Source organism: Escherichia sp. E4742 (assembly GCF_005843885.1).
Lineage (GTDB): Bacteria > Pseudomonadota > Gammaproteobacteria > Enterobacterales > Enterobacteriaceae > Escherichia.
Genome location: NZ_CP040443.1, coordinates 4,262,394 through 4,284,060, shown reverse-complemented (window position 1 = coordinate 4,284,060; position 21,667 = coordinate 4,262,394). Strand labels below are relative to the sequence as shown.

Here is a 21,667-nt window from a genome sequence, read left to right as displayed (position 1 = left end):
ATTACCTGATACAGAAAACACTAACCAAAATAATTCACGCCCTTTTTATCCGCTTTCTTCTTCCCTGAGGCCTTCCCTTTCGCGGAAATATCGGTCGCCAGCGACAGATTCAGCGCAAACCCATGCCCTGGTGCCAGTGAAAACTCCACTGACTCTGCCTGCCAGTTATGATCTTCCCGTACTCCAAACCCCTGCGTGATAAAACGCATCTCTGCTCCCGCTTTCAGCAGTGCCGGTCTGCACGGTAGCGTTATCGTCATCTGGCGTCCGGCTTTCTGCACGCGTTTAACTTTCGAGTCTGCACAGTGTTTTGCGGTGCCCTGGTCAGGCTGGGTAAACGGATGCCGCTTGTCTGTAGACTCCACATCCACTTTAACTTCTCGTGTGCGTCCGTCACGGGTATCAAAATATCGGACACCCACTTTCCCATTCTTTTTGTCTCCCTTCCCACTACCCGCAGCACCCTGTCGTTCGCCCTCCCGGTAATCCCAGTCTGACACCATATCCGGTGTGATGGTCATCACTGGGGTATCTCTTCCGCCTGTACTCTGCGATGCACCATACTCCAGAAATAACCAGTAACCGTTCGTCGGTTTACTGGTGGCACCATACACGCCTGCAAGCCGGGACAGGAGGGCTGCGTCTGATTCTGATGACTGCATCACCCAGGAGATACGAATATCAGCAAGCGATGGTGAAACCCGCGCCACCAGATTATTTTCAGTGGCGATGGTTTTTACCAGGTCGCCCAGCGTGATATCGCTGAAGGCGCGGGTTTTCAGTGCGGTCACATCCGCGCCATGTCTGGACGCATTCATGGGGGCTGCGGTGGCATAAATGGTGATCCGGCGGGGAGGGCCACCGCTTGCCACCTGACAGACGGTAAAGCTGCCTTTATTTACCAGATTTCCATTAAATCCCAGCCCCAGCGTTAATACCGCACCTTTCGGAGGCAGCGCCATCGTCTCGCTGAACAGCGTTACCATCAGTTCATCGGATCGCTTTGTGGCCGCACCATTATCGGTATAACGCAGTTCTGCCAGCCCCCGCTTTATGGCCTTTGTGATATCATTACCTTCCGCTGTCAGACTGAAATCAGGCTGATATTCATTCAGTCCCATAACTGAAACGCCTCCTCCTCTTCCGGCTCATATGTCCAGTCCGGCAACACGATTTCCACCCCTGCGGGATACACCGGACCAAAGTCAGCAATCCCCGGATTAGCCTCCAGTACCGCTGCCAGTGACTGGTTAAGTCCGGCACTGCCATAGTGTCTCTGACAGATATCATCCAGCATATCGCCGTCAGTGGTCCGCCAGTTTTTCGCCATAGTATTTCAGCTCCAGTGTGAACGTTTTGTTCTTCGGCGCACCGCCGGGAAGAAAGGACGTGGTGTTATCTGAATAGGCAGTTGCCACAAAATACCCCATCACATCACCTGTGCTCGAAACCAGAAGATGCGGAGCCGGATTGTCATCCACCATCTGAACCAGTGTATCAAGGGCATCCATTCCCACACCGTCACGAAATCCCGCATGCACCATACCTTCAAGGGTTATTGTTCTGGCCCCCTTACCGGTATACTGCAGCAGGTCGTTTTTTCCGATAAGTTGCTGTTCATCCCATCGCCATTCCATAGTGCGCTTCATGGCGTTATAGGCTGCCGTATCAATACTGAATTCAAACTCACCAAACGACAGCATGACGCGGGAGGCGACATCCGTTAATGAGCCCACCGCGTCCCATGCTTCACGCTCAAGCCGGTTTACGCCCCAGCCCAGTAAATCCACCATGTTCACCCCCAGAATGCATCACCATCGGTCATGCGGGAACGCTGACCAAAATTAATATCTCCCAGATTTCTCATTACCCTGTCTGCCAGTTGTCCGGCATCCTCGCCGGGCTTCTGGGTGATGTTAAATTCCGCTCGTATCTGATACGTGGGTTTTACTTCCACCTGGCTGATATTGCCGGGGGTATACTGAAGAGCCGAGAGAGGGTCCGAATTACCCTGCCCATGGTCTGCTGCAGGAAGTCCGTCAATGTAGGTGCGGGATTTCTCTTTTATCGCCTTAAAATCAGGTTCTTCTTTCGGCCCCAACAAAGGGTCGAGAAAAGCATCAAACTTTTTATCATCATGATTCCAGGGGAGATAACCGCGAGTGTCTTTATAGGCCTGTACAACCTGTTTCGTCAGCTCCGGATTTTGCCTGAGCAGTTCATCAAACCACTCCCCCTGACCGTTTTTCTGCGCTACCGCTCTCGCCAGCTCCGGCGACCCCATTTTTGCCAGATATTCCAGCACTTCTCGTCGGTCCTCTCGCGGATCATCCGCCAGCCCCCACTCAATGGCTTTCTGCGTTATTCCGGCAAGAACTTTTCCAAATTTCCACATCCACGCAGCCATGTCGATCAGCGCCGGCAGGGCATCATCACGGATAAATGCCCGGATTTTTTCCAGCCCACCATTCTTAAACCAGGCCGCAAGGTCATCCGTCACCTGTTGAATATGTGGAGCAAGTTCATTACCCAGCTGTCCGCTGATTTCATCAATTGAAGAACTCAGAACATAACGGAAATTTGACAACGCCACATGCCCCTGAACTGCGCCATCAGCCCCTTCCTTTGTCACCAGGTTATAGCGTTTCTGCTCACTGATAAGTTCCTGGAAGGTCTTTCCTGACAGACGCATCCAGGTCAGGATTTTATTGGCTTCACCACCAAATAACGCATCTGCCATCCCCGCAGCCTGCTGCTCATTCGCCACCTGCAGTAAGCGTTCAAACAAAAACTCGACCTGCTCCTGGTTGTTTTTTCCGGCCATTACGCCCGCTTTCAGCCCAAGTTTACCGAATACGTCCTGAATGGCTCCTTTGTCCTTGGCACCATTATCATCGTCAAAAACCTTGTTCCGGTATTCCTCAAACAGATCACCGATGTTTTCGCCGTTTAACCCCATCTGCCGGCCCAGTGAATCCCACGCCGCATAGGTTTCATAATCCACCCCGTAACTCCGGGCTATCCCTGACCGCTCTGCCGTTTCCGCATTCCGGTTCAGTACCGCGCCGGCACCGGCTGCCAGCGTAAGCCCGGAACCAACCGAAAGCCCCAGCCCGGTTTTAAGAACAGTCCCGGCCCGTCCTTTCCAGCGTTCCAGACGTTCTGCCCGCGCCAGCTTACGGTTAAATTTATCCTGTTCCCCGGTGGCATCATGAATTTTTCTGCCCAGCTTTTCATACTGCTTTCGCAGTTCGGTAATATCCTGTCCTGCCAGTACACCAGCCTGAATTTTTCGTTTCAGTACGTCCTGCTGGCGTGTCAGGCGAGCCACTTCCTGTGTTGCCCCTGATAATCCGTGCTTCAGTCCATCAACCGATTTTTTCCACGACGGATCTATCGAACCTCCGATCCGGATATTCGCTTTAAGGTTATCGCCCACCGTTGCCATAACATCGCTTCCTCTCTTCCGACTCCGCCAGCATCATTGCCACAAAATCCGTATACGGCAGCGCCATCACATCTCCCGGAGACCACCCGAACCAGGCACCGGCGCGCCGTATCGCCGTCAGGATGCTTTCTTCTTCCGCCGGACCGGCGGCAGCAAAAAAACATTGAACTGCCGCTCCAGGGTCAGGTAATCACACGCTTCCATGTTCATCATGTCCGCCGCGTCCATCCCGCACAGACCGGCAATCATATCCAGATCAGCCTCTGCTTCCGGTTTGGTACTCCGGCGATGCAACAGACGATCGCGGACGGTAGGCGCACGCATGGTGACATGCGTGATCGTCTGTCCTGATGCGGTGACATACGGCACGGATAACACAATTTCCACACTGCTGGCGGGAACACTGTTTTTTTCCAACATAATCGTCTCCTTTTAAAAAAGAAAAGGCGGCCTGAGCCGCCTGAATGACAGGATGCCGGGATTAAACCCGGATAATTTTTTTCAGATCCGACAGAACATTAACGCCGTTAATACGACGCACAAATTCCTCCGGAATAATGCAGATGGTTTCCAGACCGTCGACAGCCTGACGGTAATAACTCAGTGACATTTCCACCGTCACCGAAGCCTCAGCCTGTGATGTTGCCGGGCGCGCATCCGGGGTGATACTGGTGATCATCCCCTGCAGGGTTTCCACCTGTCCGCTGGTCGCATTCCCCACCCGGTAAGCCTGACGAACAACGATCTCCGGTGAATAAAGTCCGGCCTGCAACCCCAGCAGAGTCAGCATGGCAACATCGTAGCCATAAATTTTAAATGAGCAGGTCAGTGCTTCCATGCCATCATCCACTGCTACCGGTGCATCCATTGCGCCGGTTTTGATATCCACTGTCGTGATATTAATGGCAGGCGGCGTGTATTCATGTGCCCCCTGAAGACGGATCCCGCCAGGAAGAAATAACGCCCACGCGCGCAACAGTTTTTTTTCACCCGTAATCATACTGTCAGCTCCTCCAGCGCCAGTTTATTGTTAATCATCGCCCGCAGTGTCAGGCGCTCCAGTGGTGACTTCGGCCCAAAGTCATAATCAATATACAACCGCCCTGCCGCCAGGGTTTCTGCTGTATTCAGTTCATCATTCAGCCAGGCACTGCCCCCGTGGATCGCGCCCAGATTTTTAAGCTGGCGCATATAGGCATTAATACTGCCAAGAATGTCTTCTGCCACATCCCGATCAAGCGGTCGGTCGACATAAGGCAGCATGGCCTCCTGAATGCTGTCTTCAATCACATCTGCTGTACGGCGTACCGGCTCAAAACGCCACTGGCTGTGGGATGAGCACAGACGGTTCCCCCAGTGTTTAAAACCGTCGTGGCGAATAATGGTGGAGATATTTTCCATGTTCAGCAGGTTTGCTGTGCAGTTCTGCTCTCCGAGAATAAATGTGTCAACCTGCTCCAGTCCGGTGATATTCATCACGTCCTGGTTTGACTTGGACCACCACCATCCTTTTTCGTAATCAATACGGGCACGTAGCCCTGCAGCTCGTGCTGAATACGGACGAAATACCGTCTGCCCGCTGTCATCCATCACTGACACGCGCGGACGCAGCAGCTCCACACGCCCGCCAAAGGACGCACGTCGCTGAACCACATCCTGCGGCGTTGCCATTGAGGGAGAGTCTATATAGGCCACGGCCCGTAACTTCGCTGCGTACGTTTCCAGCGCCTTTGCCACGCCATCATCCTCACTGTAACCAGTAGCGATAAGAATGCGCGGCTGGTAGCCCGTTTTTCCTTTGCTTTCCATCAGGGCTTCCATTGCCCGAATGACTGCCGCGCGCTGTTCTGCTTCCTTTGCCTTCGTTTTGCTTTCCGCACGCACCACAATCACCAGCGCACCTGTCTGGTCAAAAATATCACGCAGGGCCGGATATAATGTCCCGGCTGCGCCCAGTTTCCCGGCCTGAGTTAACGCCCCCGCCACCACCACCGGTGTATTAACCGGAAACGCCTCATCCTCTCCGCCGGATAAGGTCAGACTGAACGGCGACACCACATTATTTTCTGCACCCTCTGCATTCAGTGGACTGACCGCCACTGTCACTGGCGAATCACCCAGTGCATTCACCACCTCAATCACACGAGCCACCGTGGTGTTAACCTGGCTGCGTTCATCCGTACCCAGCGTTATCATCAGGGTCGAACCTTCCAGCGAAGCCGCTGTCTGCGCGCTTTGCTTTGTGGCAGCGACAGCAACAACCGAAATATTATTGCCAGCCCTACCTTCCTGTTTCGCCGTAAAATCCAGCGCCGTTCCCAGCAGCCACGAACCGGCTGTACCGGAAGCACACACACCACCGGAGGCGTCCGGCGCGGTCCCCACCAGGCCAATTACAGCTGTGGAGATGGTCTGCACGGCAACCGTGCCTGTCGTCAGTTCAATGGTTTCAACACCATGTAGTCCGGACATACATTTCTCCCATAAAAAAACCGCCCTTAAGGCGGTCAGATAATTCATTTCTTTTTCAGATATTTTGTGGTGGCTCAGGCCAGACGATATTGTTGTAAGTGGCCTTATCCGAAATATTGCTGAAATCCATCATCTGCAATTTCTTTGCGTAAATACGGTACGCCTTCAGCTTTTCTTTATCTTCGTCGCTGATTAACCCAAGTTGCAGGTCTTTTTCCCACTCGCTGGTCACGATACTGACCTGCTTTAACAGAGCATCGCGTTCGTCTTCTGCTTTTAATTTGTAGTCGAAAACAAATTCATCATTCCGGTAAAACCAGTAGCCTGACGCTGCAATACGACGATTCGCGGTAATGTCCGGCAGTTCAATTACGCTTTTATTTTCCGGGCAAACCGATGTGATATTTTTCCCGACCCAGACGACTTCTCCCGTTTTGACATAAATCACTTTGAGAGTGTCTGGCTGAAATTTTTCCTGAGCTTCATGCCATTCCTGACCATCCTCTGAGAACAGCCACAATAAAAATTTATGCTGTCGTGCCAGTTGGTATTGCTCAATCGTTTTAGGGTTCTGAACAGAAATATTTTTTAAATGCATCATAATTACAAACTCGCTACATTCCGCCAGACGCCATTAATCAGAACCTGCACCGGGCGGGCATTCGCCCAGTCCACGCTTTCGCCACCATCAACACCGCTCAGCAAATGGCCTGATGGTGCATTCCCTCCACGCCCAATCCCAACCGCACTCCCCAGTCGCACATCCTGTACGATCCCTGTTTTCATCTGGTAACGGGCATCAAAGTTTCCATAATTTGATGGCACTACCTGTCCGTTTACAGCGAACGTGATGCTGTTATCTGTATTCCTCTGGCTGTAAAAATGCCAGCCTGAATCATCACCAAGTTCAACAACTACGGGTCTGGATGAATGCCCCCATAAATTAAACGTTGCATTTTTCGCAGATTCGTTAGTGCTGGATAGCGTAAATTTCCTGGCATTTCCGGCCTGAATATTTTTTAACGCTATTGCCACCCCATTCTGAAAACGAAATACATGCTGTCCATTCGCATAAACATCCAGAATGCCGTCGCCGTTTTGTTTTATACCTGTATCGTTATCTCCGAGAGCAATTGAGTTACCGCCCAGTGCGTTCTGAACGCCGATACCCAATGCACCATTCACCTGAGAACCACCGCCAACAGACACTTTGTGGGACATGGATATCTCACCCGTCCGCAAATTTATGGTGAACGGACGCAGGGGGCCAATATCGCCATTTTCACCCTGACCTTCACTGGTAGGGATAAGGTGCAGGCACTCTTCCGAACGACGAAAAATCAGGCCAAAAGCTTCGTTGAAAATCCTCAGCGCATTCACACCATGGATTTTCAGTTCCCCGCTCATGGTGTCACCATCACGCTGAACGGCATTTTTTGCCTTGTCTACCGTGGGTTTTAATCCGAGGTTATCAATTGCTTCGTCATTGTCTTCCACATCTGAAAGATTGTTTTTTCGTTGCAGATAACGCCTGTCACCTGTTTCCTGGGTAATAATGGCCCTTTCAGGATCAATCTCCAGCGTCACATTCTGGGTGTGGGTAAGCGCCAGAACCATTGTCAGTATAACTTCTTTGATAACAGAATCAGTCTGCGCCGGTAAATACGTGTCGGGATAACGACCATAAGCAATCAGCGTACCGCTGCTGCTAACCATTCCCAGCTCACGCAAGGTTCTTCCGGGATATTTTTTACAGTCAATGACAATGTCACCACTGATAAATCCCTGCTCAACCTTACCTTCAGAAAACACTTCCTGACCAAATTGCCCCAACAATGCCGACATTGAAGCCATCTCATCCGGTGTTGATGGTAACGTTTTACCGCCGCCATCCCCCGTCAGTACATGAGTGATCGTAACCACCTGACCAGTCTGATAAGCCGATTCAATTTCGGCTGCTCCTTGTATTGTTAACGTCAGTCCTGATGGCATACATTCTCCTTATCAGTCTGTAAGTAACGAACAATAATTAAACGCATTAGCAACAGATACCGGATCCGGAAACTTTGCCATAAATTCTGACTTACTGCCTGTTACATTGCTGCACTGGAAAAACAAATATGACAGATTGCATTTTTCAGCAAACACATCCGGGAATATATCATTAATGTCCATTGCCAATAATGTGCACTCACGAAACATTTCGGTCATGTCGACACTACTTTCCCGATGATTAATCACCCCACAAGGAACCTTAATCAATGACGAACACCATCTGAACATGCCTCTGCTCACGGTAAGTGGGCAGTCTGCAAATAGTTCACTCTGAATCTTCGTTAATGCATTGCAATTCGAAAAAATATAAGACACATCTTTCAGCGAAATACATCCTCTGAATGTGTCAGCCGGTAACATAATAAGTTTTCTGCAATTTGCAAAAACGGAATTCATTGATATCAGAGATGTACAACCAGAAAAAATCCCTTCACCGATCTCAGTCGAAATATTACAGTTAGCAAACGTTTCTGATGCCGATTTAACTGACACACACCCCGAAAAAAGTCTGTCACCAATGCTTTCCAGTGATTTGCAGTTATAAAACACCCCGTTTATTCCTGTCAGCTTCTGACATCCCTCGAATAAGCCATCGCCAACATGGGTAATACTGTGGCAGTTGTAAAACGCATTATTAGCAGAACGAAGATTATCTGCCCCAGAAAACAATCGCGCAGGTATACTGCGTATACTGTCACACTCATTAAATATGCCATCAATATGCGCAATTCTGCTTCTGATAACATCCGCCCAGCCACCGGGAATGGTTGTCAGTGTTCGGCAACCATAAAACGCACAGGACAAATCAATTGATGATGCGTCGTTTTCGTTCTGCTCCCCAAATATCGCCGGGAGTTCCGCAAGATTACAACACCCAGAAAACGCCCTGTAAAAATTCTGAAGTCTGTGAGCTGGAATAGCGGGGGCATTAACCATCTTCTCACACCCGGAAAAAGCATTTTCAAAAGTCAATGCATTCTCCATACCAGCGAATAATGTCTCCGGAACCCGGACGATCTCCGAACAGCCACAAAACAGTTTTGAAAGTATGTTCGCGCTTGATTTTGTCGCAAATAAAAGTGGGATGTCTGTCAGGGCAGAGCACCCATAGAATACACCAGACCAATTCACCACAGCTTCGCACCTGGCAAAAAGATTTTCAGGTAATTCATGAAGAGACGAACACCCCCTAAAGGCATTCTCAAATGAAAGTACGTGAGGCAGATTATCAAAAGAACCTGCGTGAATTTTTCGCAATGCCCACTGCAGATTCGCAAACCACGACATGTCTTTTCTGGAACCACTGACGCGGATGATCTCCAGGAGTGGATTGGTGTTGTTTACTGCCTTCGGGGTGTAGAATGTCAGACTTTCCGCGCCCTTAATCGTCAGTGTAATTTCTTCTCCGACCGGCAATGTGCGGGTAGCTTTGACCACATCCTCCTTAATCACATAATCTCTGCTGTCCAGTCCATCACCATAATCAATAGTGAAGTCGTTATCCTGGGGATCGATAAAAAACAGTGGCATGCTGGCGTTATCTGCCCGGATAATAACCTGAACAACCGACACAACACTTACCGGCAGTCTGGCAACCACTCCATTTACCGTTGATACGACGACTGTAGTTCGACCAGACTGTTTCCCTGTCAGAGTAACCACATCACCAGAAACACTTATCGCGGCCACACTGTCATTTTCGATTTGTACAGAAAATACGCGGGAATCAGCAATCAGTGGTAGCACCGTCACCTGCACAGAAACAACGTCTCCAGGGGCCAGTCGTAAGTTGTCTGATGACAACTGTATTTCTGACGGCAGTATCCTGTTTTTCATCTTTTCCGTCGCTGTCACATACCCATAGCTGTATCCGTTCCCCTGGCAGCCCCCATAAACATGAATACTGAACCAGCTGCGCAGATTTTTGGCACGTAATACGGCATGTTTCAGATCCTGGTGGTCACTCATCAGGACAGGCAAGTCCTTCTGCTCCACATTCAACCGGAAGGTATAGGGATCACCAGGCGGCGTCTGCTCATACCATTCCACAATCTGCGACCGGAACGGACTGTCAGCCAGCGACGCCATCAGCGCCGCTTTAGTCCCTCTGTGGCGATGGATATAGGCGGCACGCTTTATAGCAGAACGTTTTTCCACCTCCGTCCAGTGTTCATTCCAGGTATCTACTGCCATTTCCCAGGCCAGCCATGGCAGCAATTCAGCAGGACATAAATCGGGATTTTTCACATAGCGGATCAGACAGACCGCTATGTCTGCCAACATATCTCCGGCGACACAGTCCACCACCCGCTCTGCCCGGCTGGCATTGACCGGCAGTATGCTCCTGATATCGTCATTCATCGGTTGTCTCCACCTTGTTCAGTGTTACCTTACGGCACCACGGTGCCTGCCCCATCGCAGGAACGATATCGCTGGCAGGAGAGGTCAGATTCACCGTAATCACCCCGGTCTGGTGCAGTGCACCATCCATGCCGGAACGGGATGCCACTGAACCAATCCTGTGGACACTGTCAGTGTAAGACTGCAGCGCCTTACGGGCATTTGCCATTACCAGTTCACCATCCAGTCCGTAGGGAATATGAATATTCGCCACCACGTCGTAGGGAATAATTTCTGCCGCCCGGACACTGACAAAATCCGTCAGGGGACGGGTTTCATCATCACTGACTGATGCTGCCACCTTATCCAGCAGGGGTTGTGATGCGGTGCCATTTCCTGACCGGGATAACACATAAAGAAAAACCCGCCCTTCCTGCGAATGCGTTTCCGGCCCGTAGGCTTTCACATCCAGCACATCAGGATCAGCACTTTGTGCAAAATAGTGGTACGCATTTTTCGCGCCAGCGGTGCTGAGCCGTGCCCATGACAACTGAATGCGTTCGCGAAAGGCGTCATCATCTTCATACACCGCCGGCGTGGGCGGAATGGTGCTGTCGTCTGCAGGGGTAATTACCAGCCGCTGTACCTGATAATTCGCGCCAACCTGATCCAGATCGTTCCCTCCGGCACTGGCAAGCAGTACTGCACGAACTGCATCATTTATTTGCTGGCGCATCAGCGCCACCCGAAAAGCCAGTGCCTCCGCCCATTTATAAGCAGGATCAGATTCCACCAGTGCTGAAAACAACGTATCCAGCTCCTGATACTTCGCCACTATCTGAGAGACGAGCATTGCGGTATCCGGCACTTCCACAGCATCCGGTACCGGTATCGCGGACAGATCAATGATTGCCTGAGACATTGCCAATTTTTATCTCCTCGAGTCGAATCGTGTCCTGAGTTTCGTTGTTCACCCCGACAAGCGTCAGCCAGGCGCTCCCTTCTCCTGTCCACGTCACCTCCACCCGCCGGAGGGTCAGGCGGGGTTCCCAGCGTTCAAGGGCGGTTGCCGTTTCACGGACAATTCTCACCCGCGTGAAATCATCCTGTGGGTTATCAAGCAGACTGAACAGTCTGCTGCCGTATTCCCTGAGCAGTACCCGGCTGCCGACCGGCGTTGACAAAATATCGGTGACGGACTGGCGCAGATGTTCGTTACCGTGCAGATATCTGCCGGTGGCTGAATCAATACCAATCATGTTGTTTATTCCGGAAAAAAACTGAAAAGGAGATTACATTTGCTGACCAGGCTGTCCGGTGCTGCCACCACTGTCGCCCCGGTGATTGTGACCGTTATAGACAAGCCGGATTTGACTCATCGTTCCGTAATAATCAGAAACCTCACCACCGACCGTCAGATCCGCCTTAACTACCGCTTCAGTATTCATGGTTGCTTTACCATGTACGGTCAGGGTGTCTGTGATTTCTACCGGACCGTCCAGGGTTCCCTTGCCGGTAATTTTATAGCTACCGCCTTCAGCCAGCGTGATGGACAGGGCATTAGCCTTACGGTCGTAACGGATTTCCGTTCCGGTATCAAACAAAATAACATGTTCGTATTTACTGCCCTCAGGGACAGGGATAGCGTCAATATTGGCCCCCGGATACACCCGACCGTTACGCAGATCGCCCGCCTCCGATATCACCGTAACGGCATCGCCGGGGGCCGGATAATTACTGACCTGCATGTAGCGCCCGGACTGCACCTGAATCCAGGGTAACGGCGGCGAAAGCACATCCCCGATATCCACCCGAACCATCACCGGACTACCCGGTATCACTTCCTCCACCACCCCACGCCGCACCATATCCGCCACCCTGCGGCGTAACTCTGCCACTTCATCTGCCAGACTCATTGCCGGTGCCCTCGGTTTTCCAGATAAGACGATAATCCCGCTCATGTCTCTTGCCAGTTTCCGGTACTTTCCCCAGCCAGACTTCCTGTAATGGCGCACCTGCCGTAACCGCGAACGGATCTTCCCCGACAGGAATATCCTGTTCGAAAGAAACACGGAAAACGATGTAGTCATCCAGAAGCCGGTCGAAGGTATCCACCTCTGCATCAATAAAAACAGCCGGATCAACGTTATCCAGCCCGAACGTGGCCCCCTCAATCCAGTCAGACAAATCCATCGCCAGGCAACGGGCAAAAATCTGCGGTTTTGGCACGTTTTCCGTCTTTCCGGCCCGGTCTGTCACCACAAACAGATCACATTTCAGCGTGACCCGCGTCTGCCCGTCGGCAAACTGAGTCTTGTCCCAGCCAGGTACATCCACAAACACGACAGGCGTCACCAGTTGCGTCACTTTTTCCGGGTATTCATCAGCATCTTCCACCCAGGGAATTTGTTTCAGACTGTCAATCACCGCCTGATGCCAGGCTCCCATCATCAATGGCTCCATCACTCCAGCCCCTTAAATACCCGGAATTTCAGTTCATGCTCAAAATTTTTCAGGATCAGTGCTTCCGCATCCGGAAAAACAAAATCCTCTATACGGTTCAGCATGGCTTCATAAATATCAATTTCCGCTTCACGCACCCTCCGTCGTCCGGATGCCTGTCGGACCAGTATCGTTTTCCTTTTTGATATACGTCCGTTACGATTTTCCGTTTCGAACTGGTTGATGAAGGCATCATCCGTTGACCAGGTGGTGACAGGCAGGGATTCCCCGGAAGGTTTAAAACGGATCTCCCGCGCCTTCCTGCGGTGGGAAGCTGGTGCAAAACGTCCCCGCTCATCGCGCAACTGATGACGTTCGCCGCGTCGTCCCCCACTGATGCGTCCGCGCAGATCACGTACTTTGATGGCATTCAGACCAAACCACACCTTCGCCTCATCAAACTCATCACCGTTACGACGAATGACAAAATTATGCAGAACACGCTTTTTGATCATTTTCTGACTGCGTGGGGCAACCTGTTTTTTAAACTCTGCCATAGCCTTCATCCGCAGTGCAGACGAAGCTCTTTTCAGTGCCACGCCCCAGGCTTTACGGATCTGGCTTTTTGAACCGCCCAGTTTAACGATAATTTTCAGCACCTCATCTTCATCAATATCGACGACGAGGTTTCGTGCCAGCCGTCGCTGCCGGGCACTGCTTCGTTCATGCTCTCTGACTGCCATAACGTTTACTCGGTCGTTCCGGCGCGGAAGGTGTATTTCTCCCCGGCTCTCCCCGCGCGAGGGTGATGGTAATCACACCCTGACCCGCAGTGCCTGACTCATCCCAGCCGGGATCGAGTACCTGGTAGGGTTCGCCGTGGATCATGACCCTGTCATATTTTTTCAGACCGGCGGCCCATGCACTCCGGGTAAATAACACGGGCGCAGTATCACGAATTTCGCCGCTGCCAGTGTTCATCCCGGTGTTATCTGCCGGGGCATCGAAAACGGCACGGATTTTTCTTTCCGTGCCGCCAGGATATATGCTGATTTCCGTCCCCATCGTATCCAGGATGATGTCATCCGCATCACTCATGGCCTGATCGAACAGATTATCGAACATCATCACTCCCGGATTTTTTCTGCCAGACCGTCCGCCAGTAATGCAGGAACGGCAGCTTCATTAACCAGCACAACACTGGAGGCCCGGGCGAACATCAACATCTTTCCTGTCGCTGCATCACAGGCTGGCATATGTGCCGTTTTCAGCATGCGCACCCGAACGAGTCCCCGCTCAGAATGCATCCCGTCGCCGGATACGTTGTTGTCCACCTCTTCCGCCCCTGTATCCCCCACATCAAATCCAGCGGCCTCCTCTTCCCATTCCGCCAGGCGCTGTTCAAGATCGGCTTTTGAACCTGAAATATCTGCTTCACGCCCCAGAATCACTGCCAGCTCCTGAAGGCGTTCCGTCATCTGCTCTTTTGTCATCACATCTCTCCCGTGCGCTAAAGAAAAAGGCGGGAATATCCCGCCCAGTCTTATTTCACCTGAACCACCACAAACGCATCCGGATCCGGCAGCACCATCAAAGGTGCAGACTGCGTCATGGTATATTCACAACCAGGATCACCCACTTCCTCCCAGTGTTTCGGATAACGAATTGCAGAGGTGATCCCTTCACTCAGCGCCTGATTATCCTGAATAGCACCATAGCAACGGACGCCTTCCGCCTGGGTATTTCCCAGAATCAGTGTACCTTCAGGCAGATAACGCTGTTCATCCCCGTTTTCGTCAACATACGTTGTCTTCGCCACCACGACAGCCAGATCGCCGTACCAGCCCTTAAAGGAAACCACGGAACCCAGATCTTTCAGTGCCGTTTCCAGCTCAGATTTGGAGCCACGGCGTGTATCCAGTTTTTCACGGAACAGTTTAAAACCGTTCAGCATACGCCAGACCGTGCCGTCCATAATCGCGATATTGATGGTGCCGGAAGCAAAATCGCAGTACGCATCCAGATCATGCGTCGGATCGAAGGTGTCATTATTCTGCTGTGACCATTCGCGTCCGCCAGCCTGTGTAATGTTATTGGCGGCAGAGCGCCCAAAATCCACTTCCACCGTCTCAAACTGCTCGCCGCTCATGGTGTATTTACCCTGCAGAACGGCGCTGACTGCCTGCATTTCTTCCACCTGCACAATTGCCTGCTCCTCCTGTTTCAGGTTGTCCGTCAGAATACGCAGACGGCGGTAGGCCGGGTCATTAAGGCGGGCCGGATCTTCCCCCGGAAGACGTTCTACCGCCTGCTGATAATCAAAGCGGTGTTTTGGTTTTACGTAGCCGGGACGTAACACGCGGGTTTCACCACCACGGCTGCGCAGCACTTTGCCTGACACCACCGGAGACACATACGCCGCAACCGGCGTTTTGCCGGTAATTTTATCCAGCATGACTTCCTGAGTATGAAAAGTGATCGTGCGGCGAAAGAACAGCTCCAGAAACAGCGCACGAAATTTCACTTTCTGCTCGGTGTACCCGAGTAACTGACGCGTGGTAAATAACCCCATAATTTATTTTCCTTCATAAATACAAACGGGCCGCATCGCGACCCGTTTTTTCAGTTAATCACTTCACCATCAGGCGTGGCTGATGGCACTTCCCACAAAAGCGTTGGCTTTTTTCACCGCATCCACCGAACCAGGCCAGACCAGCGATTCAGTGGCAAACGTACCGCTTTTGTAATACGTCAGCGTGGGCTCGGTCCCGGCAAGCGCCAGAGCCAGCACCCCCACAGCCGTTCCGGCTTTCTGACCATCCCAGACCACCAGTTTTCCGGTGGCGTCATCCACCATCAATGGCGTCAGTGCAGGCGTGGCAGCACTGATACCACTGGTGGCTGTTGCGGTATGCGCCGGATCGCTTCCGGCAAAAATGCGCACATCTGCACGCTTTTCCGTGGTGGTTTTAATCATTTTCTCAGTCTCCTGATTTATCTGAATTCCGGATACCGCTTACGGCATACTCATCAGCAGATCTTCTTCCCCACGCCCGGCAGTTCCGCCACCGGAAACCGCGCTGGCGGCATGCTGTGCCATAAAGCGATCAAAAAGTGTTTCCTGTGACGGTTGCGATGCCGCCGGTGCGGCTGCCAGCAACGTTTTCGCCTGCTCCACCGTCATTCCCGGTTGTTCTGCCAGCGCCTGTGCGAGTTGCTCGCGCCCTTTCGCCTCGGGCAGTGCCATAATTTGATTGCCAATACTTGCTGAACCAGCAACCGGTGCCGCCGCCAGTAACGTTTTCGCCTGGTCAACAGTCATTCCCGGCTGTTCAACCAGCGCCTGTGCGAGTTGTTCGCGCCCTTTTGCTTCCGGCAACGCCATAATCTGATCGCCTGTACCTGCAGCACTGGCAGCAGGGGCTGCCGCCAGAAACGCTTTCGCCTGCTTCACCGTCATCCCCGGTTGGCCTGCCAGCATCTGTGCCAGCTGTTCACGCCCTTCTGCTTCCGGCAGCGCCATAATCTGATCACCCGTGCTGCCAGTACCGGCAACCGGCGCTGCTGCAAGCAACGTTTTCGCCTGCTCCACCGTCATACCTGGCTGGCCTGCCAGCATCTGTGCCAGTTGCTCGCGCCCTTTCGCCTCCTGACAATTCAGGATCCCCATCACACGCTGATTTTCCTGGGCCACCGCTTCAGCAACGGTGAGATTTTTAACAGTCATTGCATTCTCCTTCGTAACAGAGTCATTCAGTGCAGAAACCATCACTTCAACGGCATCTGCAGCATTAATCAGTTGATCAGCCAGGCCTGCATCAATGCCTGCCTGACCGTCATAAACGGCAGCCTCGGTATTCATCACCGTCTCTGAACTCAGCCCCGTGTAAATTGCCACCTTGTCGACAAACATCCGGCGGGCCTCATCAATACGGCGCTGAAAATCCGCACGCACACCTGCCGGCAACGCCTGAATACTATTGCCGTCAACCTTGTGCTGCCCGGAGTAAATCAGCGTGATATCCACCCCTTCCTGTGCCAGTTGTTTCTCGTAACTGGTGTGCGCCATCATCACGCCAATCGAACCAATTTTTGCCGTCTGCGTGACCAGCCGACGAGTACAGGCTGCTGCCAGCAACATGGCGGCTGAACAGGCCATGTCATTACACAGCGCCCACACAGGTTTCTGTTCCCGCAGACGGTAAATCATGTCAGCGCAGTCAAACGCCCCGGCAGCCTGGCCGCCCGGACTGTCGATATCCAGCAAAATGCCGCGCACATCCGGATCATTCACCGCCATCTGAAGGCGGGCCGTCAGGCCGTCATAGCCGGTCATGCCGGAATAAGGCCGCAGAGTGCCCAGTTTATGCACCAGTGTGCCGCTCACCGGCAGAATGGCGATACCATTCTTCACCTGGTAGCTCTTTGCCGGACGCTGACCGCCCGCCATATAGTCAGTCACCGCCAGTTGCATGCCGTCCGCATCAAGCTGAACGTCCAGTTGCGGAACAACAAGGCTGCCTGCCCCCATCTCCTTACCCAGCGCGCAAAAGAAAACCCGCGCATAGGCGGGTTCCAGTAAAAGCGGTTCATTAAATGCCATGGCAGCAATATGCGATAAATTACGACGCATCACCTTTTTCTCCCGTTGTCTGTCGGATCTGCTGCTGAAACGTATCCTTTATCCAGATGGGGCGGGGAAGACCAGCCGACTGTCGCTCCTGGCTTTCACGCAGTTGCTGGCGGAATATTTCCTGATAGTCATCGCCCATCAGGGCCAGCTCCTTCTCGTATGTGCTTAAACCACCTTCAATACGCATCACCGCTTCCTGCACTTCCTTAAGGCCATCAATCGCCATGCGACCGGCACCAATCCACTCGGCACGACACCATCCGGAACGGGCCTCCCAGAATGAAAAACGGGATTTCGGCGGGCGGATCACACCGCGAATAAGGGCTTCCTCCAGCCAGCAGGCAAACATCTGTGATGCCAGTCGGCTGGCCACAAATTTTCGTTTCCCCATAAAATACCGCCATGATTCATTGGCGGATGCCCTGGCGCTGGAATAACTGACCTGTGAATAATCACGGGAAAGCTGTTCATAGGACACGCCAAGTCCGGCAGCGATGTAACGTAACAGCGCCTTTTCCAGTTCAGAGAAACCATTATCTGCATTTTGCGCTGTCTGCAGATTCAGTGAATCCCCCGGATAAAGGTGCGGAATACGTACCCCGCCCAGTTTTACCGTATTGGTAGCGTAATAACGTGCATAGCCTTTCATGATGGTGTTCAGGGGGTTTTTACCGCCATCTCCCACCCCGGCGATATATTCAAATGCTTTTTCCGAATCCAGTGTGGATTCAATCGTCGCGGCATACATCGCCCGCACCACCGCCGACTGCAGTTGCGTAGCCTGCAGTGTGTCGAGCATCTTGAGACGCTCCATGACAGAATAAAACTGGTTGGCCCCGCGCGTCTGCCCGTCCTCCTGCGGCTGAAACACATGGATCATTCCTGGTCGCCCGGAGGGCAGCGTCGCCGCAATCCGCGTCCAGTTGCTGACACCGTAACCGGGCCAGTCATCTTCCTGAACATGGTAGGCCAGTGCTTTTCCGTACCGGTTGATTTCCACCCCGGCACGCATAAAACGATCGCCGGTACCATAACCGGGTGTACTGACACGTTTCGGGCTGATGGTCTTGAATTTCGTCCGGAATAATGACGTGGATTCCGTATCCCATACGGGCTGGACAAAAATTTCACCGTTAAACGTATGAACGCCCACCCCTTCACGAATAAATTCGGTAAACGAGCGACGCCCCTCCACATCCATCGAACCAAACACAGGATCGCAATATTCCATCCACGCCGCCTCCACATCTTCAATAAAGGCATGCGAATCTGCTTCCGACATCCCCAGCCAGCGCCAGTTGGGCCGGTAACTCAGGCGAAACATGTGCCCGACGATATGGTCTTTATGAATTTCAACGGCGTTTGCGGCAATACCGTTATTGCGGACCAGATCATCCGCACGGGCGTTACCCAGCTGAATGGAAGGCAGCAGCGCCACATCCGCACTTTCCGGTGCAGGCAGCCATTCCGCAAGCTGCCCGCCAAATCCGGTACCACCTCCGGAATACCCCATACTCTGCCGCAGAGGCTGCCCGTGAAGATCCACCAGTTCCCCGTTCACAGCCCCACTCCTGCCGGGCCGCGACGCCGTCCGGATACGCCCAGCGCACTCTCCAGCTCTTCAATATACTGGCGTAATTCACCAAGCGTCGCCCGTGAATACTGAACCTGACGCCCGTTCTTGCTGACAGAAACCACTGCACGTCCAATCATCAGTTCATGTAATGCCCGGCGGGCATCACAGAGCATTTCATGTGTATAAACCATCTTTTATCCTCCACTCAGCGCAGCCGCGATTTCTTCCAAGCTCATCTCATCATCGTCCTGCTCATCTCTTCTGGCACGGGCCAGTGCTTCAAGATCCAGTTGCCACCGCTGAACTGAAATACGCAGGGCAGCATAGGCATATACCAGGCAGTCGAGGGCTTCATTGCGTCGCCCTTTTTTATCCCACAGCAGTTTCACCCTGCCGTTAACCACCTTCTCCACCAGCTCTTCTGCCACAATCTGGCGCGCCTCTTCTTCCGAAAAGATGTCCGGATTATCCGGAAAACGGAAGACATACGGAGCGGCTTCACTGGCAGATACCACCGGCAGGGCAAAACGGGCATACAACATTTCCTTGACAGTATCGGAGCCCACCTCACACAAAAACACACCACGCTGGTTGCGCTGTTTGGGCATGGTGATCACCGGCTTGCCGTACACCGACGCCCCTTTAATAGGAAGCACAAAAAAAGTGCCATGTTTTCTGGAACGTTGATACACAATATCCTGGTCGATACCACCGGTATCCCAGCAGACACGGGAAATGGAAATTTCAGTGCCGTCAGCATGGCGATATTTTTTTCGGATCACTGCATCAACACGTTTAAGGGTGTCCTCGTCTTCCGGTCGCCCCATAATAATTTGTTTATCAATCAGAAAGGCTTCTTCGCCGGGAGCCCAGCCCCAGACATAAATTTCATAGCGATCTTTCTGGGAGTCGATCCCGGCGGTCAGGTAAACCACCCGCAGGGGAACCTGCGCGCCATAGTGACAGACTTTTTCCAGCAATAACTCGAAACTCAGCTTTTCTGCCACAGCCTCTTCATAGGGTTCTCCGAGCGTGGTGTTAATAAACGTCTTGACGCCGTTCGGATCCTTCAGCGCATCCAGCCAGTCATAAACAATCTGTACCCAGGTGGTGAACGGACTATAGGCCGTCCAGATGTGGAAAGTGACGGAGCGCGGTGGCGGCATCTCCTCACCACCGACGCTGAAAAATGCCAAACCGTCACGCGTCCACATCCCTGTGTTGTCACAAATCCACCGCCCGTCGGTCTGGTCAAGATCAGACTGACGGACCACACAACCATTATGTTCACACAGGTAATACACCGTTTCTGGTTTACCCTTCTCCCATTTCAGGCCAAACGGCGTCGCATCATCGCCAAACTTCAGATACTGGGCCTCCCCGCAATGTGGGCAATGGACATAAAACCGCATGAAATGCGCAGATTCATTCGCGGCTTTTTCAATCTGACAGGAACCTTTAATTTTTGGCGTTGAGCCGCGTATGGATTTAGGCCATACCGAACCTTCGATACGTTTATCGCCAAGCAGTGTTGGCGAACCTTCTTTTTCCACATCCGGTTCAAACGAGGAGAGTTCGTCATAGCAGACCACATCCACAGATTTTTCACGGTAGTTTTTAGCTGCGGCACCACCCAGGCACCAGAAACCCACGCCGGAGGAAAAACGCTTCAGGGTGAGTGTATTATCGCGATGCTTTCTTCCGAACCATGGAGCCAGCTCCAGCAATGCAGGGACATCCCTGATTGTTGGCTCAACATGAGATTTCATGAAATCTTCTGCCGCAGAATCTGTTGGCTGAAAAAGCAGACTGTTACGGGATTTATGCTCAATAAAATAGGCCTCCACCCCCAACAGCATTTTGGTGTAACCAACGCGCGCCGATTTAATCAGATTAACGGTGCGGATCCGGTCATTTCCCATGCTGTTCATAATGGCAACCTGAAACGGCAGTGTTTCCCATTGCCCGGGGGTATATGAAGATTCTTTCGGCAGATAATAATGTTGATCAGCCCACTGAACTGTCGTCAGTGGAACCGGAATATTGAGAGATAAAAGCCCTGTAGCTATCGCACCGGCTGCATTAGCTGCCTTCTGTGCGTTTGAAATCATCAATCCACCTGCCTGTGTTCTCACCGGCTTTAGCTGCAACGTTGGAGGCTTTTGCGATTTCAGTTTTCACCACATCAAGGTGTGAAGGTGAAATATCCGGATATTTACGCTGTAATGTCAGCGGCACACGTACAAGTATCCCCGAAATCTCCTGTGCCACACGTTGCAGAATGAAGGTAAACAATTCCGTTTCCAGCACCAGTCCTTCTTCGCGGGCATTTTTCAGCTCCTGTGCGTCAGCCTGTGCTTTGGTGAGCCGATAGCGTTCATAGTCAATGGTGCCGGGTTGTAAATCTGATTCTGCAGCCGCACGCAAATCTTCCAGTTCTTTGCGGAGCTTTTCGTTTTCGATATCTTTTTCCCGCTGCGCATACCACTCAATGGCTTCTGCAGTATTGAACATGGCCTCGATACCTTTGCCTCCCCCCGACAAAATTCTCAGCCCCTGACTTTGCCAGCCAGTGATTGTTCTGACATCGCACTCAAAAATCTCTGCCAGTTTCTTTTTGTTAACCTTCACGGCACATATTCCTCACAAAAAGAAGAAAGGATCTCAAAACGCTTTTTCCAGCGAAAAATCACCGCTGCCA

Annotated in this window: 24 protein-coding genes; all 24 read right to left on the bottom strand. The window is 52.1% G+C overall.

Features of this window, described 5'->3' with window-relative positions; genetic code table 11:
* Positions 1-20: 20 nt before the first annotated feature.
* Complete coding sequence (locus tag FEM44_RS20760) at positions 21-1,121, bottom strand: contractile injection system protein, VgrG/Pvc8 family (RefSeq protein WP_135522642.1); 1,101 nt, start codon at positions 1,119-1,121, stop codon at positions 21-23.
* Complete coding sequence (locus tag FEM44_RS20755; RefSeq protein WP_129541824.1) at positions 1,112-1,330, bottom strand: tail protein X; 219 nt, start codon at positions 1,328-1,330, stop codon at positions 1,112-1,114. The genes FEM44_RS20760 and FEM44_RS20755 overlap by 10 nt, the downstream gene beginning before the upstream one ends.
* A complete protein-coding gene (locus tag FEM44_RS20750; protein ID WP_000228001.1) occupies positions 1,305-1,793 on the bottom strand; it encodes a phage tail protein in 489 nt (162 codons plus the stop codon). Before FEM44_RS20750 ends, FEM44_RS20755 begins: the two co-directional genes overlap by 26 nt.
* A 2-nt stretch (positions 1,794-1,795) precedes the next feature.
* A complete protein-coding gene (locus tag FEM44_RS20745) occupies positions 1,796-3,448 on the bottom strand; it encodes a hypothetical protein (protein WP_135522644.1) in 1,653 nt (550 codons plus the stop codon).
* Positions 3,449-3,565: 117 nt separating this feature from the next.
* A complete protein-coding gene (locus tag FEM44_RS20740; protein ID WP_135522645.1) occupies positions 3,566-3,868 on the bottom strand; it encodes a phage tail assembly protein in 303 nt (100 codons plus the stop codon).
* A 61-nt stretch (positions 3,869-3,929) separates the two neighbouring features.
* A complete protein-coding gene (locus FEM44_RS20735; protein ID WP_000627737.1) occupies positions 3,930-4,448 on the bottom strand; it encodes a phage major tail tube protein in 519 nt (172 codons plus the stop codon).
* Positions 4,445-5,920, bottom strand: a complete 1,476-nt coding sequence (locus FEM44_RS20730) for a phage tail sheath C-terminal domain-containing protein (RefSeq protein WP_135522646.1) — start codon at positions 5,918-5,920, stop codon at positions 4,445-4,447. Before FEM44_RS20730 ends, FEM44_RS20735 begins: the two co-directional genes overlap by 4 nt.
* Positions 5,921-5,975: 55 nt before the next feature.
* Positions 5,976-6,521, bottom strand: a complete 546-nt coding sequence (locus FEM44_RS20725; protein WP_135522647.1) for a tail fiber assembly protein — start codon at positions 6,519-6,521, stop codon at positions 5,976-5,978.
* Positions 6,522-6,523: 2 nt separating this feature from the next.
* Entirely contained in the window at positions 6,524-7,912 is a 1,389-nt protein-coding gene (locus FEM44_RS20720) for a phage tail-collar fiber domain-containing protein (protein ID WP_129541819.1), read from the bottom strand.
* Between the two features lie 12 nt (positions 7,913-7,924).
* On the bottom strand, positions 7,925-10,336 hold the full coding sequence (locus FEM44_RS20715; protein ID WP_138159174.1) for a phage tail protein I: 2,412 nt from the start codon (positions 10,334-10,336) through the stop codon (positions 7,925-7,927).
* On the bottom strand, positions 10,329-11,243 hold the full coding sequence (locus tag FEM44_RS20710) for a baseplate assembly protein (RefSeq protein WP_135486259.1): 915 nt from the start codon (positions 11,241-11,243) through the stop codon (positions 10,329-10,331). The genes FEM44_RS20715 and FEM44_RS20710 overlap by 8 nt, the downstream gene beginning before the upstream one ends.
* The gene (locus FEM44_RS20705; RefSeq protein ID WP_135522649.1) at positions 11,218-11,574 is read right to left on the bottom strand and encodes a GPW/gp25 family protein; all 357 of its coding nucleotides are present in this window, start codon (positions 11,572-11,574) and stop codon (positions 11,218-11,220) included. The genes FEM44_RS20710 and FEM44_RS20705 overlap by 26 nt, the downstream gene beginning before the upstream one ends.
* 33 nt (positions 11,575-11,607) lie before the next feature.
* The gene (locus FEM44_RS20700; protein ID WP_135522650.1) at positions 11,608-12,231 is read right to left on the bottom strand and encodes a phage baseplate assembly protein V; all 624 of its coding nucleotides are present in this window, start codon (positions 12,229-12,231) and stop codon (positions 11,608-11,610) included.
* Positions 12,215-12,766 carry a hypothetical protein gene (locus tag FEM44_RS20695; RefSeq protein ID WP_135522753.1) on the bottom strand — a complete coding sequence of 184 codons (552 nt, stop codon included), beginning with the start codon at positions 12,764-12,766 and terminating at the stop codon, positions 12,215-12,217. Before FEM44_RS20695 ends, FEM44_RS20700 begins: the two co-directional genes overlap by 17 nt.
* Positions 12,767-12,777: 11 nt before the next feature.
* Entirely contained in the window at positions 12,778-13,500 is a 723-nt protein-coding gene (locus tag FEM44_RS20690) for a hypothetical protein (protein ID WP_135522651.1), read from the bottom strand.
* Complete coding sequence (locus FEM44_RS20685; RefSeq protein ID WP_240726830.1) at positions 13,481-13,885, bottom strand: head-tail joining protein; 405 nt, start codon at positions 13,883-13,885, stop codon at positions 13,481-13,483. Before FEM44_RS20685 ends, FEM44_RS20690 begins: the two co-directional genes overlap by 20 nt.
* A complete protein-coding gene (gene gpFI, locus FEM44_RS20680; protein WP_129541813.1) occupies positions 13,885-14,250 on the bottom strand; it encodes a DNA-packaging protein FI in 366 nt (121 codons plus the stop codon). Before gpFI ends, FEM44_RS20685 begins: the two co-directional genes overlap by 1 nt.
* Positions 14,251-14,300: 50 nt before the next feature.
* Entirely contained in the window at positions 14,301-15,329 is a 1,029-nt protein-coding gene (locus tag FEM44_RS20675; protein ID WP_135522652.1) for a major capsid protein, read from the bottom strand.
* A 69-nt stretch (positions 15,330-15,398) separates the two neighbouring features.
* A complete protein-coding gene (locus tag FEM44_RS20670; RefSeq protein WP_064578930.1) occupies positions 15,399-15,734 on the bottom strand; it encodes a head decoration protein in 336 nt (111 codons plus the stop codon).
* Between the two features lie 39 nt (positions 15,735-15,773).
* The gene (locus tag FEM44_RS20665; RefSeq protein WP_135522756.1) at positions 15,774-17,390 is read right to left on the bottom strand and encodes a S49 family peptidase; all 1,617 of its coding nucleotides are present in this window, start codon (positions 17,388-17,390) and stop codon (positions 15,774-15,776) included.
* Complete coding sequence (locus FEM44_RS20660; RefSeq protein WP_135522755.1) at positions 17,380-18,903, bottom strand: phage portal protein; 1,524 nt, start codon at positions 18,901-18,903, stop codon at positions 17,380-17,382. The genes FEM44_RS20665 and FEM44_RS20660 overlap by 11 nt, the downstream gene beginning before the upstream one ends.
* A gap of 44 nt (positions 18,904-18,947) precedes the next feature.
* Positions 18,948-19,157, bottom strand: a complete 210-nt coding sequence (locus FEM44_RS20655; protein WP_135522653.1) for a phage head-tail joining protein — start codon at positions 19,155-19,157, stop codon at positions 18,948-18,950.
* A 3-nt stretch (positions 19,158-19,160) separates the two neighbouring features.
* Positions 19,161-21,077 (bottom strand): phage terminase large subunit family protein, encoded by a 1,917-nt coding sequence (locus FEM44_RS20650; RefSeq protein ID WP_135522654.1) that lies wholly within the window; start codon positions 21,075-21,077, stop codon positions 19,161-19,163.
* Entirely contained in the window at positions 21,049-21,597 is a 549-nt protein-coding gene (locus tag FEM44_RS20645) for a terminase small subunit (protein ID WP_135522655.1), read from the bottom strand. Before FEM44_RS20645 ends, FEM44_RS20650 begins: the two co-directional genes overlap by 29 nt.
* Positions 21,598-21,667: the final 70 nt, after the last annotated feature.